This is a genomic window from Gillisia lutea (assembly GCF_021568705.1).
Classification (GTDB): Bacteria; Bacteroidota; Bacteroidia; order Flavobacteriales; family Flavobacteriaceae; genus Gillisia; species Gillisia lutea.
On record NZ_JAKGTH010000008.1, the window covers coordinates 292,463 to 309,505 of the forward strand.

Below are 17,043 nucleotides of genomic sequence, written 5' to 3' on the forward strand. Positions count from 1 at the left end.
AATGCTAATTAGTTACTTTATAGTATTTTAAAACTCGTACCTGAGTCTCCTAATACTTTTATGTTTTTAAAATTGATAGAATGCTTAAACAAATGCTAAAATAATTTAATATTTATCAATTCTGAATAGAATTTTGCTCGTTTTTAAACAAATCTAAAAAAGCATCACCTATATGTTTTGCGATATCTCCGGCTATCATTCCTTGATAACTCATTTTTTCAGCAACTATATCCCCGGCTTTACCATGAAGATAAATGCCAAATACTGCAGATATTAAAGGGTCATATCCCTGAGACATCAATCCTGTAATAACTCCCGAAAGCACATCCCCGGCTCCCGCTGTCGCCATTCCGGGATTACCAGTATTATTGATATATAAATTCTCTCCAGAAACGGTAATACTATGTGCCCCTTTAATAACAAGAATAATTTCATGCTCTTTTGAGAACTTCTTCGCCATTTCAAGTTTCTGAAAATCATCATCCCATTTTCCGATTAAGCGCTCTAACTCTTTTGGGTGTGGTGTTAATACCGAGTTTTTAGGAATCTCTTTCAATAAGATCTTATTCTTAGAAAGCATATTTAACCCATCAGCATCAATCACCATAGGTTTTTCTGTCTTTCTCAACAAGGCTTCAAATGTTTTAACAGTTCCTTCTGAAGTTCCTGCGCCCATCCCAAAACATATTACACTCGGTTCTAAATCAAATTGAATATTATTTAATTCTTCTTCACTTTCATCAGTAAGAACCATTGCTTCAGGCAAAACGCTTTGTAAAATTATATAACCACATTTAGGCGCATATATAGAAACTAACCCCGCTCCGGTCCTTAACGCCGCTGTTGCTGTAAGGGAAATACTGCCTATCTTCCCATAACTCCCTCCAATTATTAAACTGTGTCCGTAGTCTCCCTTATGAGAGAAATTAGTTCTGGGTTTATATAATGAAATGGCCTCCTGCTTCCCAATTAGCTGAACATTTGAAGTTGCCTTAGCTAAATACTCTCTATCTAATTGTATATCTACCACCTGTAAATCTCCCACATAGCGCTCTGCTTGTGGCAGATAGAATACCAGTTTAGGTGCTTGAAAAGAGATAGTGAAACTCGCTCTTATTACTGCATCCGTCTCGCTTGGAATTTTATTGGTAAATAAACCTGAGGGCATGTCTACTGCCAGGACAAACGCGTTGCTTTTATTTATAGCTTCGATTAACAGGGCCACCCAGCCTTCTATAGGGCGATTCAAACCAATTCCAAAAATAGCATCTATCACAAAATCTCCTGATGAAATTTCCGGAAAGTCATCTACCCCTTTAATGAGTATTGGCCATTCATTGGTATTTTCCTTTATCTTTTCATAATTCGATAAAAAATCTTTTGAGCGATTATTGCTGTAATTAACCACAAACACACGCACATTATACCCGTGCTGTTGCAGTAACCTTCCAATTACAAGTCCGTCTCCTCCATTATTCCCTATACCGCAAAAAATTTTTATTGAAACCGGCGCCCTCTGTAATCTTTTATGGATTTCATCAAAAACCATAGTAGCCGCTCGCTCCATTAGCATTTCCGATGTAATGCCTTGCTTTTCAATAGTAATCTTATCTGCTTCTGCGAGTTGTTCGACGCTAAAAATCTTCATAGGTGCTTAGTTAAACTGGTTGGTTTACAAATATAAAATTTCTAAGTATGCTTTAACTTTCAGTGAGAATATTCTTAATAAATTCTTGGATTATCACCCTTTATTCCTTCTGAATTAAATAAATTTGCCCAAATTTTAAACACATGAAAAAAATCGCACTTCACGATATCCACACTTCTCTAAATGCTAAAATGGTACCTTTTGCCGGTTTCAATATGCCTGTCTCTTACGAAGGTGTAAATATTGAACATGAAAATGTACGCAAAGCCGTTGGTGTTTTTGATGTATCTCATATGGGTGAATTTCTAATTTCCGGAGAAAATGCTTTAGATCTAATTCAAAAAGTATGTTCCAACGATGCATCGAAATTAGTAGATGGAAAAGCGCAATATTCCTGTATGCCAAATGAAGATGGAGGAATTGTGGACGATTTGATAGTGTATCGAATAAATGCTGAAAAATACCTTTTAGTAGTAAATGCCTCCAATATTGAAAAGGACTGGAACTGGATAGCGCAGCATAATACCATGGAAGCCACGATGAAGGATTTGTCTGATGACTATTCTTTGCTCGCCATTCAGGGACCTAAGGCTGCTGAAGCCATGCAATCTCTTACTGATATTAATCTCAGTGAAATGAAATTCTATACGTTTGAAGTTGCAGAATTTGCGGGAGTTAAAAATGTAATTATCTCGGTAACAGGCTATACCGGTAGCGGAGGTTTTGAGATCTATTTTAAAAATGAAGAGGCCGAAACCATCTGGACAAAAGTAATGGAAGCCGGAGCCGATTTTGGAATTAAACCAATTGGTCTGGCAGCAAGAGACACACTTCGATTAGAAATGGGATATTGTCTTTATGGAAATGATATAGATGATACCACCTCTCCTATTGAAGCTGGACTGGGATGGATCACTAAATTCAGCAAAGATTTTGTGAATGCTGAAGCACTTAAAAAAGAAAAAGAAGAGGGTGCTAAGAGAAAGTTGATCGCTTTTGAATTAGACGAAAGAGGAATTCCTAGACAAGGTTATGATATTGTTGATGAAAATGGCAAGATAATTGGCGTAGTTACATCAGGGACTATGTCACCATCGCTGGACAAAGGAATTGGAATGGGATACATTCCAACTGAAATAGCAAAATCTAAAGAAAAGATCTTCATTCAGATACGTAAAAAGGCAGTCCCAGCAAGCTTGGTGAAATTGCCCTTTTATAAAGGATAAAAACTATTGGAAAAGATACTTATTTTAGGAGCAAGCGGCTTTATTGGTAATGCACTGTATAAAGAGCTCTGCTCCTATTTTGATACTTATGGCACCTATTTCACAAACGAGAATTTTGAGGTTAACCAGAAGTTCTATGAGTTTGATATGCAAACGGAGAATATAGAAATTCTTCTTGAAAATTTAAAACCTACCGTAATAGTATCTGCACTTCGAGGTGATTTTAACGTGCAGGTAGCCACCCATTTTTCCATTATTAATTACATAATGCGAAATAATTCTAAGTTGCTTTTCCTTTCCTCGGCTAATGTATTTGATGCATTTACTAATTATCCCTCTTACGAATACGATAAAACGCTCTCGCAAAGTATCTACGGAAAATTCAAGATAAAAATCGAAAATGCCTTGCTCCGACTTCCAAATCATAAATATAATATTTTAAGATTGCCTATGGTGTTTGGAGCTAATTCCCCAAGAACCTTGGAAATTAAAAACAAGATCGAATTTGGTGAAACTTTGGAAGTATTTCCAAACGTTGTAGTTAATGCTACTGAAATAAGTAAGTTAACACAGCAAATACATTTCATCATTAATCGTAAAAAACATGGAGTTTTCCATTTAGGGAGTAACGATCTAACACATCAACATGATTTGGTGACTGATATTGCTAAGGAATTAGGCTTTAAACACCCATTACTTAAGCAGGTGTACGATTCAAATTTCGACAGATTTCTGGCCGTGATGCCAAAAGACAATCCACTTCCCAAAAACTTACAAGTCTCCGTACAAGATGTTATTCGTGCCTCGGTCGTCATTTAAAAAGAGAATTTTTAGAAATAAGATTTTTAAGGAATCAAAATAACTGATAATTATAAATACTACCTTTATACTTTAATCAATTTTCATTACTGAAATTATAAACTTTATAAAGCCATAATAACTAAAACTGTCTGTATGAAAAAATTATCTGAAAAAGAGATCACTGAAAAATTGGAGTCGCTGGAAGGATGGACATATTCTGAAAATGCTATACATACTTCATTTCAATTTGAGAATTTCAAAGAAGCTTTTACGCTAATGACTCGTATCGCATTTGAAGCCGAAGCACAAAACCATCATCCAGATTGGTCTAATGTTTATAATGAGTTGGAAATTTCGTTGTCTACCCATGATTCAGACGGAGTAACGGAAAAGGATTTCAAATTAGCAAAGACAATTGAAGGGATTGTAAACGCTGAATAATAAAACACACTGTATTAAAGGACGTTTCATTTTTTAGTTGAAAATGGAACGTTTTTTTTTATTTTTACATCAGAATTAAATTAATTTATGGGAAGAGCATTCGAATTTAGAAAAGCAAGAAAAATGAAGCGGTGGTCGGCAATGGCTAAAGCTTTTACTCGTATAGGTAAGGATATTGTAATGGCTGTGAAAGAAGGTGGCCCAGATCCGGATAGTAACTCTAAGTTAAGAGCGGTTATTCAAAATGCCAAGAGTGTTAATATGCCTAAAGATAATATTGAACGCGCTATAAAACGTGCGAGCGATAAAAATCAAGGTGATTATAAAATAGTACTTTTTGAAGGGTATGCTCCACATGGTATTGCTGTTTTGGTTGAAACAGCAACCGATAATAATAATAGAACAGTAGCCAATGTTCGTGCACATTTCAGCAAATGTGATGGAAACTTGGGAACATCAGGTTCTGTTGAATTCATGTTCGATCATACCTGTAATTTTAGAATTGCTGCAGAAGGTTTAGATGCTGAAGAACTGGAATTAGAATTAATCGATTTTGGGGCAGAAGAAGTATTTGAAGATGAGGATGGGATTTTAATATATGCTCCTTTTGAAAGCTTTGGTACTTTACAAAAAGAATTGGAAAGCAGAAATATAGAGATATTATCTTCCGGATTTGAGAGAATTCCTCAGGTAACTAAAAAGTTGACTCCTGAAGAAGCAGCTGATGTTGAAAAGCTTTTAGAGCGTTTAGAAGAAGATGACGACGTTCAAAACGTATATCATACAATGGAAGAAACCGAAGATTAATCTTCGGTTTCTTTTTTATTAGAAATTTTCGGGTACTTTTCCTTTTACTCCTTTATAGAAATTCATAATAAAAGGCATATCTTTCTCGATGTCTCCCGAAGGATAGAAAGGTTCAGAGAATCTTATTGTTTTTTTGCCATAATCAAAAGCCACCAAAATAATTGGCACTTTTGCTTCCAGCGATATATAGTAAAAACCTGTTTTAAATCTTTCTACTTTTTTACGCGTTCCTTCGGGAGAAAGGGCTAGTCTAAAAACTTCCCTTTCATCAAAAAGTTGCGCAATGGCTTCTACCTTATTTTGATTAGGAGTTCTATCTAAAGGCGCGCCCCCCATCCATTTAAAATACCATCCAAAAGAAGGCTTAAATAATTCTTTTTTGGCTATATAATTAATTTCCAGATCTAAGATCCTTCTAATTAACAATCCCATAAAAAAGTCGTGCCAACTAGTATGTGGAGCAACAATAAAGACACATTTCTTAATTTCCGCATTAAAAGTACCCTGTACCTTCCAACCGATAATTTTAAAATATATCAATTTTGCTAACCACCTCATATCTTATTAATTCTCTCTATTGGCCTTAGTAGTTTCTCCTTTTCTTCGTTTCTTTTCTTCCATTAGCAGAGCAAGTTCTCTTCCTGTCTGGCCTTTAACCGAAGTATTTTCCTGTGCTCTTCTAATTAAGTAAGGTACAACATCTCTAACCGGCCCAAATGGAACTAGTTTAGCCGTATTATACCCTTTCTTTGCAAGGTTGAAACTAATATGATCACTCATTCCGTACAACTGACTGAAATATACTCTAGGATCATCAATTGCTATTCCTTTATCTTCTAACACCTGTAACGCAAGATAATTACTTACTTCATTATGAGTTCCTATAAAAAGTGAAATATCATCTAAATGAGCCAAACAATACGAAAGTACCCCATTAAAACTTACATCGGTAGCTTCTTTATTCTCACAAATTGGAGAAGGATAGCCCATCTTTTTAGCTCTTTCATTCTCCTTTTCCATATAAGCACCACGCACTATCTTCGCTCCTACTTTAAATCCTTCAGCTTTAGCGGTTTCATGCAAAGACTGTAAATATTGAAGTCTATCCCATCTATAACATTGCAAGGTATTGAATACAATAGCTTTTTCTTGGTTATATTTTCGCATCATCTCCACCATCAGGTCATCGGCTGCATCCTGCATCCAGGTTTCTTCTCCATCAGCTAAAACACTTATATTATTTTTATAAGCAGCTTCACATATTCTGTTTACACGATCCTTTACACGCTCCCATTCTTTTTCCTCTTCGGCAGTAAGACTTACCTTGGATGATACTTTTTCCCAGATCGCAAATCTGCCAATTCCGGTTGGTTTAAAAACTGCAAAAGGAAGCTCTTCATTTTTTGCTGCAAATTCTATAATGCTTATCTTTTTCTTGGTTGCGGCATCAAACTGTGCCTCTTCCTCTTTTCCTTCTACAGAATAATCTAAGATACTATGCAGTTTCTTGGTATACATTTTTTCTATCACCGGCATACAATCTTCCATAGATTCTCCACCACTGAACTGATTAAAAATAGTAGCTTTAATTAACCCTTCTACCGGTAAATGTAACTTTAGAGAAACGTTGGTAAGGTATGTCCCAATTTTAACCAAGCTTGGTCTATTGATCATTCCAAACAAAAATAAAGCTCTGTTTAGTTCATCATCAGTCTTTAATTTAAAAGCTGTTTCGGTATCGTTAAATATCTTTTGTGTAATCATGCTATTTTATTAATCCGGCAAATATAATTATTGAAGTGTGAAATTTTTATAAAATTCTGCTTATTTTCGGACTACTAAAAATTAGCTCAAAACCTATAGAATATGCCCTCTTTAGCAAAACAAGCCCCTGTTTATTATTCAGACGATTCATATACTCGACTGAATGAATATATAAACACTACAAATCATTCAAATATCTTCATATTAGTAGATAGCAATACCCATGAAAACTGTCTTTCCTATTTTATGCAGCAGCTTTCTACTGATAAAAGTATTGAAGTAATTGAAATGGAAGCAGACGAAGAGAATAAGCATATTGAAACCTGTACAGGTATTTGGAATGTATTACAAGAGCTGGATGCCGATAGAAAAAGCCTCTTGATTAATCTTGGCGGTGGTGTAGTAACAGATCTAGGTGGATTTGTAGCCTGTACCTATAAAAGAGGGATTACTTATATTAATGTACCCACTACTCTTCTGTCTATGGTTGATGCGTCTGTAGGAGGTAAAACAGGAGTGGATCTTGGGAGTTTAAAAAACCAAATTGGAGTAATTAGTCAGCCGGAAATGGTATTAATTGATACTAAATATTTAGAAACTCTGGCATCTCAGGAAATGCGCAGCGGTTTAGCGGAGATATTAAAGCATGGACTAATTGCAAATAGAACGTATTGGGAAAAAGCAACAAATTTACAAGAGCTCACCTTAGAAGATTTACATGATCTCATACTGGAATCGGTTAAAATTAAAACCGCTATCGTTGAGGAAGATCCCAAAGAAAAAGGTCTAAGAAAAACACTTAATTTCGGACACACTTTAGGTCATGCCATAGAATCTTATCTTCTTTTCCATGAAAGCAAATCCAGAATCCTTCATGGGGAAGCGGTAGCAGCAGGGATGATCATGGCTGCATATATCTCTAATAAATTAACCGGATTATCTAATGAAGATTTTGCTATTATCTCAGAAAAAATATTAGATTTATATCCTAAAGTTCCTATTGAAGATTCTGATTTTAAGGAAATTATAGAACTTTTGAAATTTGACAAGAAGAATACACACGGGAATATTTACTTTGTTCTATTAAAAGATATAGGCACACCTGTAATTGATTGTAAAGTTCCCGACAACGTATTGAAAGATGCATTAAACTATTATATATCACTTTAAAAGACGAGAGTTTTAAGTTGAAAATAATTATTTAAAAAATAATTTAGCCGATTGCAAATAATACAAATTTTGCTATAATTGCACCATCAAATCTTAGTTATGAAAAGAGTCATTGTCGATTACAAAAAGTTAACTCCAGAAATTTTAAGCCTTTTGGTTGAAAAATATCCTGATGGATATGATGATGACCAAATTATCTCATTTAAGAATGCTAAAAATGAGACTATAGAAGCAGTAGAAGTAAGAACCGAAGATTCTATTTACTTGGTGAAAGTAAGTATGAAATTGGAAAATACAATGGCCAATTACGATGAAGATGATTATGATGATGCAGATTTCAATGAACCAATTGTAGAAATCCCTGAAAAGAATTTAGAAGAAGACGAGGAAGAAGACAAGTAAAAAAAAGAGGCTGAATGTAATTTCAGCCTCTTTTTTTATGCTATTCTACCTAGTTATGCATGTTGCAAATCATGCTTTCCTTCTTTAATCTCTTCAATCACTTTAGCATTAAAAGCAGGAAGATCATCAGGATTTCGGCTAGTCACTAAAGCTTCATCTACAACTACCTCTTTATCCACCCATAGTGCACCTGCATTTTCCAAGTCTTTTTTAATAGAGGAGAATGAGGTCATCGTTCTGCCTTCTACTACTTCTGCACTAATTAGCGTCCATGCCGCATGGCATATCGCTGCTACTGGTTTATGTTGTTTAAAAAAGTCTCTCACGAAAACAAGCGCGTCTTCACTTCGTCTTAGTTTATCAGGATTTATAACTCCTCCTGGTAAAATTAAAGCATTATAATCCTTTGCTGTAACATCATTTAAAGTATAATCTACTTTATAATCATTAGACCAGTCATCACCATCCCAGGCTTTAATTGTTCCAGCTTCCAAACTAACTATATCAACTTGAAAACCTTCTTTTTCCATAGCTTCCTTTGGAGATTTTAATTCACTCTCTTCAAATCCATTAGTTGCTAATATTGCAATTCTCTTTTTCATAATATGCTATTTAAGTTCAACAATTATTTTAATTAAATCTTGAAATCAAAGATACTGTACACCTTAAGCATTGTATATTAAGAGCTTTATAAAATTTACGCACTCTTCGTTAAACATTTATTAATCTGAAGAAGCCTTATTTGACCTATCCTTATCGGACAGGTGATCTAAAATCTTTTTATCTTTTTCGAGTTTAACTTTTTTCTCCTGTAATTTTTCCATTTCCTGATAGATGGCAGGTTCCCCAAACCTATTTGGAGTGATATGCTCATTTTTATGTAATGCATATTGCACAGTAAATTCGGCCCCATAAAACATAATTAAACAAGTGTAATTCACCCAAAGTAAAATTAATACTACCGATGAAGCTCCTCCATATACTGAGGCAGGGTCACTCTTACCAAAATAAAAGCTTATTAAAAACTCACCCACCAAAAACAATACTGTGGTAAGAGCCGCTCCTAAAAGCGTTACTTTCCATCTAATCCTAATATCTGGTAAGAGTTTAAAAATTGAAGCAAATAAAAGAGTTATAAATACAAAGGACAATACATAATTTACCAGATCAATACCTAAAGATGTAAGTACCGGAGCAGAGCTTTCAATAAAATCTGTAAAGAACCTCATTACGGCAGAAATAATAAGTGCTACCAGCAATAACAATCCTATTACCAATATCATCCCAAAAGAGATAACTCTATCTATAACCATACGTAGAAAAGTTTCTTTCTTTACCGTAACATTCCAAATATTATTCATCGCTTTTTTAAGTTGAAAAAAAACTCCTGTAGCTCCGAAAAGCAACATAGCTCCTCCAAAAACCACTGTTAAAGTCGAATTGCTGTGCAGTGCTGCATTACCTATCATATCTTCAATAGCCATAGCAGCTTCTCTTCCAATAAACTCTTGAATTTGATTGGTAATCCTACCTTGTACGGCTTCTACACCAAAAAAGTAACCGGCAATAGAAACTACAATAATGAGCAGCGAAGGCAAAGAGAATAATGTATAATAGGCTATAATAGCGCTTTGTGCAAAAGGATCGTTCTTGCTCCAACTAAAGTAAGATTGTTTTAAGAGATCATAAAATGTTTTCAAACCTCTCATAAGTTGTACAAGGTTTTAAATAAGTTTTGATGATGAACTTGATGCCCGGCGGTTATAAAACCAGCAGCTCTGGGACTCAATTTAGCTCCACTCGCCTCCCCTAACTCTGTAAGCATTTCATCATTTAAAGTTTTATACAATGCTATTCCAGAATCTCGCACAGCTGTAAATTCTAGAATAAAACTATTTAGATCTCTCCTATTAGCTAAAGAATTGGGCACATAGGCATCCTGATCAAAACCAGGAAGAGACTTCAGGTCTTTTCGAGCAATACATAAAGATCTATATTGAAAAATTCTTTCGGTATCCAGCATATGTTGTAAAACTTCAGCAACTGTCCACTTTTGAGGAGCATATTGATGTTGTAAATCAGCTTCTTTCAAACCGCTCAGGAAATCTAAAAAAGATGTTTTTAGATCTGATAACAGCTCAATCAAATCCTGCTCAGGCAAATAGTTTAAATAGGTTTGGTAATACGCGAGATACTCTCCACTATTCAAATCAGAGATTTTCATATTTATTAGGTAGATAGAAGTTATTTATAACAGTTCAAGGTATAAAAAAAGCCCTTTCAGCAATCATACTGAAAGGGCTTTTAGTAAAAATTTAGCAGTTCTATAGATCTTTAAAAATAGAATGCATCAATCTCTTTTTATCATTCATGCTTTCTTCTAAAGAAATCATTGTTTCTGTTCTATAAACTCCTTCAATATCATCTAACTGAAAGATAATCTCTTTTGCATGCTGAGTATTTCTAGCTCTAATTTTACAAAACACATTAAATTTGCCAGTTGTTACGTGTGCAACGGTAACAAAGGGAATATCATTAATACGCTCTAAAACGAATTTAGTTTGAGAAGTGTTTTTAAGAAAAATTCCAACGTATGCAATAAAAGCATAACCTAATTTCTCATAATTCAAAGTAAGAGTTGAACCCAAAATAATTTCAGCCTCCTCCATTTTTTTCACACGAACATGAACTGTACCTGCCGAGATATTCAATTTTTTTGCGATATCGGTAAAAGGAGTTCTAGTATTCTCTATTAACATGTCGAGAATCTGGTGATCTGTGTCGTCTAACTTATATTTAGCCATAATTATATGCAACTTTTAATGAAACACAAAAATAATACAAATTCACTCAGCAATTACTAATGATTTTTACTTTTTTTCATAATTTATAGTGAAAACTTCATCATTTACCATGATTTTGTTAACTATAACGTTTTCGCGCAATTCATTATTATCTGGAAAAACTATCGTTTTTTTATTATTATCTAATTCCTCATGCCCATAAAATGATAATTTATCAGCGATTTTTTCAATGATGGGAATAAAAGACACTTTATCATTTATTAATGTTTCCTTGTATTGAATTGCGATATCCATAATTCTGCCCTCAAGTTTATAATTCCGAATTATCAGGTCATAAAACAGTTTTTCGTTCTCAGGAATAGTAAAATATTCTTCATGATTCACCTTCCCAGCACTCCCATTTGCGATAGTATTAATGGCCGATAGTAATGCTATCGCAACAAATTCACGAGTTTTCTCACGCTGGTAATCATTTTTATAATGCCCTGCTTCGAATAGTAAGGTGGGCACATTCAAGCTTTGATAGGTATCGCCAGTACAATTAGCATTATAAGAATCGTCATACCTTCCAATTTGATGAGGCAACTTAGATTTTAGATCATCGGCTATTCGAGAAATCACCTTCATTGATTTTATCCTGCTTTCTGTAATGGAACGCTCTTCATCCATAGCAGGTGTTAAAAATGATATGGTGGCAGGAAATGGGCGATCTCCTGCACTAAAAATAGTGCGTTGATCATGCAAATTTAAACAGTAGTCAGGTTGAAGCTCATTAAATAAAGACCTTAAAACTTTACTTTCCTTCTGCGTCAAGTCCTTTGCATCCCTGTTCAAATCAATATTATTAGCATTAACTCTAGTGTATGCCTGTGCGCCATCTGGATTTAATATAGGGATAATAGTGACAGTACATTGCTCTAATATAGCATCTACAAGTTCGTGTTCTCTAAATTGAGAAAAAGCATTTAGAATATCAAAAATAGCTTTGGTGGTAGTCGATTCGTTACCGTGCATTTGAGACCATGCCAGAATTTTGATTGAGCCCTTTCCAAAACCTATTGAATAAATAGGAGCACCCAGCTCTGAACTTCCTATTGTATTAATACTGAAGTCACTTTTAAGCCTATTTAAAATAGGCTCGATATGAGCTGTTGTTATATAACGACCTTCTAACTCCTTTTCCTTAAAACTAGAATAGAGGTCTATTAAATTTGAGTACAGTTTAGTTTGTTTTTTCATGTTTACAAAAGTAAATAATCAATAATTTACAAATGTAAACAGTTGTTTTAAACTTCTTTGTTTACTTATGTAAACACCTATTAGTGAAACTTAAATAGTTATTATGGAATTTATCCAATATCAGATAATTAGCTGATTAAAATACTGTATTTAAGTAAGTTATATTATATTATTTCAAGTTTTAATTTTAATACATTCATAGAGTTTACAATTGTAATTTTTATTATTCAAGAACAATTATTACATTTGTAAACACGTAAATACAATTACGAAGTTACAATGGTAAACAGTGAAAAATTCTCCAAAAGGCTTCAGGAAATCCTGAATTATTATGACATATCTGCGGCTGCATTTGCAGATGCGATAGAAGTAGGAAGATCTTCTATCTCTCATATAATATCCGGTAGAAACAAACCTAGCTTAGACTTTGTATTGAAAATTGTTGAAACCTACCCCGAAGTAGAATTATACTGGCTTCTAAATGGTAAAGGCAGCTTTCCGGGAAATCCTAACAAGAAAGAAACTGCCAGCCCTTCTCCCCTTACTTCAACTACCCCCATTAGAACACAAATAAAAGAAAGTGCCCCCCTGCCTCCCGCCCAAAATAACTATCCAATCAGTACAGATAGCGTAAAGGATATTAAGAAGATCGTTATATTTTATACCGATGGTAGCTTTGAGGCCTTTGAAAATTGATTTATACCGGTAAATACCTTTATTTTGCGAAGTATACCGCTGTATTGTTAAATCTTACCGCAAAATAAATTCCATGAAACGACTTCTTATACTTAGTAGCATTACACTCCTTTTAACCTCCTGCTTTTCCCCAGAAAGAGATTGCAAAAGATTTCACACCGGTACATTTCAATTTGAATCTTATTTAAACGGAGAGCTGGTAACATCCACCTTTACAAGAAGTGAAGGTTTAGAAATTGATAAATTTCAGGGGCAGGTAGATACTTCATCGGTAAGATGGATAAACGACTGCGAATATATCATTCAGAATTTACACCCGAAGAATCGTGCAGAAAAGCAGCCTTTGCATATTAAAATTCTTACTACCGATAAGGATTCCTATACTTTTGAATATGGATTAGTGGGCGACCCGGAGAAGCAACGTGGAACCGTAACAAAAATAGAATAGCTACTTTTTACTATTATTGGATTTAAGCAATTCGTTCTGCTCTTGTATAAGATCTGTTAGATCTGATAATAATTGAATATCTTTAGGCGTTTCAACGGTCTTATTTTTAGGATCTTGTGCCTTTCTTCTAAAGCTATTCATGAACTTCACTACTAAGAAAATAGTAAACCCGATTATCAGAAAATCTAGAATTGCTTCAATTAACGCCCCATACCCAATGGCAATTTCAGCTACTTCTGTCGCGCCAGCATTTACTGCTGCAATCCCCTCTCTTAATACTATTTTCCTTTCTGAAAAATGTATACCATCGGTTAGTATTGATAAAGGAGGAAGTACAACCTGCTTCACTAATACATCTACAACTTTATTGAAGGCGGTACCTATAACAATACCTACCGCCATATCGATCATATTGCCTTTAATGGCAAATTCTTTGAATTCTTTTAAAATCCCCATTATTCGTCGAATAATTTGGTTTGACTTTCTTCTGATTTGCCTGTTGAATGTTCTGAATCTTCTTCTAAAGATGTTCTTTTAAGTCCATCTTCATCTAGCACTTCTTCATCTTTTACTTCCATTTCTTCTGTTGGAATTTCTTCAACTTCGTACGGTAAAGGATCTAATAAATTTAATTGTTTTACTTTTTCTGTAGTTAACTGATTTCCAAGAGCCTTAATACCTTTTACCGAAATAAATTCTTCAATGTTAATTACCTCGCTAGGACGTTGATCTTTTCCTCGAATTTTCGAATAAATAATTTCAGCCTGCGGATAATAATCGGTAGAAACCAACTCCAAATACGACTTTTCGTGATCGCCTATAAACTGCTCTTCCTTATCTGGGTTATCTATTAAGAAACGCTTTACATAAAAGCGTTCTTTCTCTGCCTCCCAATAAATTGCAGAAATTGGTTTTTTAGATGCCCATTTCTCTAGAACAATCATTTCATCATCAAAACGAGTAGTAAGTTCAGGTTTTATGGTTTTCACCGTTCCGTTCTGCGATATAATCAAAAGCCTGTCTTCACCTTTAAATTCCCCTAATAAATCTCCTCGCTCATCCACATTCAGTCTTTTCACACTATCATCAAACCAGATTCTTCTAGGCTTTAAAGTAGAAACCCCTTCTTCCTTCAGCTCGATTTTTTTAATTGCATATTTGGTTACAAGGTTTCCTTTTACATTTCTACCTTTAATAAGCATATCAGCAAAATCTACTTCAAATTTCAATTTCTTGATACTTCCCACTTGTCGTAAATATACCGTTACTACTTCTGCTTCCCCATTAGGGTTTGCGGAAAAATAATGGAGTTTAGAATCCTTTTTCCCTTGGGTAAGATCATATTCCTTATCTCGAGTAATAGAGGTTACAGCAAAACGTTTTATATAAGATGAGCCATTCTTCCCATCTCTATAGATAAGATTGTAAATAGTTCGCTTGTCTTTTTTCTTAAAAACGGCAACATGAATAATATCTTTTCCAATAAAGGTTTTAGCATCTACTCTGGTTACCATCATCTTACCATCTCCGGTAAAACAAATTATGTCGTCAATATCTGAACAATCGGTTACAAACTCGTCCTTCTTAAGAGAAGTTCCAATAAATCCTTCTTTTCTATTTACGTAGAGCTTGGTGTTCCTCATAGCTACTTTGGTAGCTTCAATATCATCAAATAAACGCAAATTGGTCTTGCGTTCTTTTCCTGCACCATACTCTTTTTTCAATCGCTCAAAATAACTAACGGCAAAATCTACTAAATGATCTAAATGATGTTTTACTTGGGCTATTTCATCTTCTAAAGCATCTATTTTTTGCTGTGCCTTATCTATATCAAATTTGGAAATCCTTTTAATTCTAATTTCGGTAAGTCTAACAATATCCTCTTCAGTAATTGCTCTTTTTAAATGAGCGATATGCGGTTTCAACCCTTCATCGATTGCCCGAATAACACCTTCCCAGGTTTCCTCTTCTTCAATATTTCGATAAATTCTATTTTCAATGAAGATTCGCTCCAAGGATGCGAAGTGCCATTGTTCTTCAAACTCTTCTAATTTTATCTCCAAATCCTGCTTTAGCAAGCTAAGAGTATGATCGGTAGAACGCTTAAGCATTTCGGTAACTCCCAGAAAAATTGGTTTGTTATCTATAATAACGCAACCTAAAGGAGAAATAGAATTTTCACAATTTGTAAATGCAAAAAGCGCATCTATGGTCTTATCGGGCGAGATATTGGAAGGCAAATAAATAAGGATCTCAACATTCTCAGCTGTATTATCCTCTATTCTCTTGATCTTTATTTTTCCTTTATCGTTGGCCTTTAAGATTGACTCAATTAAAGTTGTAGTAGTAGTTCCAAAAGGAATCTCGGTAATTACTAAAGTAGATTTGTCATACTGCGAGATCTTAGCTCTAATTCGAACCTTCCCGCCACGCATACCGTCGTTATAATCGGTAATATCTGCTTCTCCCGCTGTTGGGAAATCGGGATATATTTTGAAATTCTTGCCTTTAAGATGCTTAATAGAGGCATCTATAAGTTCTAAGAAATTATGAGGAAGAATTCGTGTACTTAATCCAACTGCAATTCCTTCTGCTCCTTGCGCCAATAACAAGGGAAATCGAACGGGGAGATTTACAGGTTCTTTTTTTCTTCCATCATATGATAACTGCCAGTCTGTAATTTTAGGATTATAAAGTACTTCTATTGCAAATTTAGATAGTCTAGCTTCAATATATCGTGGCGCTGCAGCCCTGTCGCCCGTTAACACATTCCCCCAGTTACCCTGAGTATCAATTAACAAATCCTTTTGCCCAACCTGCACCATAGCATCACCAATACTTGCATCTCCGTGAGGATGATATTGCATGGTATGCCCTACAATATTTGCAACTTTATTGTACCGGCCGTCATCCAGATCCTTCATAGAATGCATAATTCGGCGTTGAACAGGCTTAAAACCATCTTCTACTGCCGGCACCGCACGTTCCAAGATTACATAAGATGCATAATCTAGAAACCAATCTTTATACATGCCGGTAACCCGGATTAATTGTTCTTGCGATTCCTGCCCTTCTTCCTGAGGAAGATCTTGATTTTCTATATTCATTTAAGAAATTGCATTATTTTTTTGTACCACCTTATTTAGAGCTTCTACCAAACCTTTTTTCTTCTTTTTCCCTAGAAAAGTGATATTGAAACTATATTTCCTCCATCCTCGCTTGCGCCTGCTTCTAATAAATATTTTTAAACGCGTAAATATAAAATAATCATCAAGCTCGAATTTCACTAGTTTCCCCTTTGGAAATTCAGCCCTTTTCACTCGGTATTCCATAAATTTCGAGAAAAAGACTCCGTTATTCTTAAAATTTAAAGTTTCCCCATCACTATCAAATTCAAATAATTGTCCAATTCTGTGAAAGTATACTCCGAAAAGCATTAAAAGAATATTAGGCAAAAAATGACTGAATTTTACTGATTCTTCCGTATCGGAGCTCATAAGCTCAAAATTCACAAAAAGATTTGTGATAAACGCAGCCACAATTATTATGTAGATGGAGGGAACAATTTTAATTTCGGAAGTATTTTTAAACCTCATA

At 34.6% G+C, this 17,043-nt stretch carries 19 protein-coding genes; 8 read left to right on the forward strand and 11 right to left on the reverse strand.

The features are described 5' to 3' along the window. Window positions 1–115: 115 nt before the first annotated feature. Window positions 116–1,648, reverse strand: coding sequence for an NAD(P)H-hydrate dehydratase (locus L1I30_RS08490; RefSeq protein ID WP_236133849.1), 1,533 nt, complete (start codon window positions 1,646–1,648; stop codon window positions 116–118). Window positions 1,649–1,791: 143 nt separating this feature from the next. Here L1I30_RS08490 and gcvT point away from each other — a divergent pair, with 143 nt between their 5' ends. The 4 genes from gcvT (at window position 1,792) to L1I30_RS08510 (ending at window position 4,923) form a co-directional block, all read left to right on the forward strand. Then, window positions 1,792–2,874 (forward strand): glycine cleavage system aminomethyltransferase GcvT, encoded by a 1,083-nt coding sequence (gcvT, locus tag L1I30_RS08495; protein WP_236133850.1) that lies wholly within the window; start codon window positions 1,792–1,794, stop codon window positions 2,872–2,874. A gap of 6 nt (window positions 2,875–2,880) precedes the next feature. Beyond that, the gene (locus L1I30_RS08500) at window positions 2,881–3,693 is read left to right on the forward strand and encodes a sugar nucleotide-binding protein (protein ID WP_236133851.1); all 813 of its coding nucleotides are present in this window, start codon (window positions 2,881–2,883) and stop codon (window positions 3,691–3,693) included. A gap of 135 nt (window positions 3,694–3,828) precedes the next feature. Continuing rightward, a complete protein-coding gene (locus L1I30_RS08505; protein ID WP_236133852.1) occupies window positions 3,829–4,116 on the forward strand; it encodes a 4a-hydroxytetrahydrobiopterin dehydratase in 288 nt (95 codons plus the stop codon). A gap of 87 nt (window positions 4,117–4,203) precedes the next feature. Then, entirely contained in the window at window positions 4,204–4,923 is a 720-nt protein-coding gene (locus tag L1I30_RS08510; protein ID WP_236133853.1) for a YebC/PmpR family DNA-binding transcriptional regulator, read from the forward strand. Window positions 4,924–4,941: 18 nt separating this feature from the next. On the opposite strand, the gene L1I30_RS08515 is transcribed toward L1I30_RS08510, so the two are convergent. Next, window positions 4,942–5,481 carry a 1-acyl-sn-glycerol-3-phosphate acyltransferase gene (locus tag L1I30_RS08515; RefSeq protein ID WP_236133854.1) on the reverse strand — a complete coding sequence of 180 codons (540 nt, stop codon included), beginning with the start codon at window positions 5,479–5,481 and terminating at the stop codon, window positions 4,942–4,944. A gap of 6 nt (window positions 5,482–5,487) precedes the next feature. Further along, window positions 5,488–6,687, reverse strand: coding sequence for a proline dehydrogenase family protein (locus tag L1I30_RS08520; RefSeq protein ID WP_236133855.1), 1,200 nt, complete (start codon window positions 6,685–6,687; stop codon window positions 5,488–5,490). Between the two features lie 102 nt (window positions 6,688–6,789). Between L1I30_RS08520 and aroB the strand changes: the two genes are divergently transcribed. Continuing rightward, window positions 6,790–7,857: a 3-dehydroquinate synthase gene (gene aroB, locus L1I30_RS08525; RefSeq protein ID WP_236133856.1), complete on the forward strand. Its 1,068-nt coding sequence runs from the start codon at window positions 6,790–6,792 to the stop codon at window positions 7,855–7,857. 99 nt (window positions 7,858–7,956) lie between these two features. Then, window positions 7,957–8,259, forward strand: coding sequence for a hypothetical protein (locus tag L1I30_RS08530; RefSeq protein WP_236133857.1), 303 nt, complete (start codon window positions 7,957–7,959; stop codon window positions 8,257–8,259). 53 nt (window positions 8,260–8,312) lie between these two features. Here the strand turns inward: L1I30_RS08530 and L1I30_RS08535 are convergent, their stop codons facing one another. The 5 genes from L1I30_RS08535 to L1I30_RS08555 all read right to left on the reverse strand — a co-directional run bounded on the left by L1I30_RS08535 (window position 8,313) and on the right by L1I30_RS08555 (window position 12,302). Continuing rightward, window positions 8,313–8,861 (reverse strand): type 1 glutamine amidotransferase domain-containing protein, encoded by a 549-nt coding sequence (locus tag L1I30_RS08535; RefSeq protein WP_236133858.1) that lies wholly within the window; start codon window positions 8,859–8,861, stop codon window positions 8,313–8,315. Between the two features lie 120 nt (window positions 8,862–8,981). After that, complete coding sequence (locus L1I30_RS08540; RefSeq protein ID WP_236133859.1) at window positions 8,982–9,968, reverse strand: YihY/virulence factor BrkB family protein; 987 nt, start codon at window positions 9,966–9,968, stop codon at window positions 8,982–8,984. Then, window positions 9,965–10,483: a DinB family protein gene (locus L1I30_RS08545; RefSeq protein WP_236133860.1), complete on the reverse strand. Its 519-nt coding sequence runs from the start codon at window positions 10,481–10,483 to the stop codon at window positions 9,965–9,967. The genes L1I30_RS08540 and L1I30_RS08545 overlap by 4 nt, the downstream gene beginning before the upstream one ends. 100 nt (window positions 10,484–10,583) lie before the next feature. Beyond that, complete coding sequence (locus tag L1I30_RS08550; protein WP_236133861.1) at window positions 10,584–11,063, reverse strand: Lrp/AsnC family transcriptional regulator; 480 nt, start codon at window positions 11,061–11,063, stop codon at window positions 10,584–10,586. A gap of 66 nt (window positions 11,064–11,129) precedes the next feature. Next, on the reverse strand, window positions 11,130–12,302 hold the full coding sequence (locus L1I30_RS08555) for a M14 family metallopeptidase (RefSeq protein WP_236133862.1): 1,173 nt from the start codon (window positions 12,300–12,302) through the stop codon (window positions 11,130–11,132). A 279-nt stretch (window positions 12,303–12,581) separates the two neighbouring features. On the opposite strand from L1I30_RS08555, the gene L1I30_RS08560 reads away from it, so the two are divergent. Then, complete coding sequence (locus tag L1I30_RS08560; protein ID WP_236133863.1) at window positions 12,582–12,998, forward strand: helix-turn-helix transcriptional regulator; 417 nt, start codon at window positions 12,582–12,584, stop codon at window positions 12,996–12,998. 73 nt (window positions 12,999–13,071) lie between these two features. Beyond that, window positions 13,072–13,446 (forward strand): DNA topoisomerase IV, encoded by a 375-nt coding sequence (locus tag L1I30_RS08565; RefSeq protein ID WP_236133864.1) that lies wholly within the window; start codon window positions 13,072–13,074, stop codon window positions 13,444–13,446. Here the strand turns inward: L1I30_RS08565 and mscL are convergent, their stop codons facing one another. From mscL to L1I30_RS08580, 3 genes are read right to left on the reverse strand one after another with little or no spacing between them, the layout of a single operon-like run. After that, window positions 13,447–13,902 (reverse strand): large conductance mechanosensitive channel protein MscL, encoded by a 456-nt coding sequence (gene mscL, locus L1I30_RS08570; RefSeq protein ID WP_236133865.1) that lies wholly within the window; start codon window positions 13,900–13,902, stop codon window positions 13,447–13,449. Continuing rightward, entirely contained in the window at window positions 13,902–16,553 is a 2,652-nt protein-coding gene (locus L1I30_RS08575; protein ID WP_236133866.1) for a DNA gyrase/topoisomerase IV subunit A, read from the reverse strand. Before L1I30_RS08575 ends, mscL begins: the two co-directional genes overlap by 1 nt. Next, a complete protein-coding gene (locus L1I30_RS08580; RefSeq protein ID WP_236133867.1) occupies window positions 16,554–17,042 on the reverse strand; it encodes a hypothetical protein in 489 nt (162 codons plus the stop codon). Window position 17,043 lies beyond the last annotated feature (1 nt).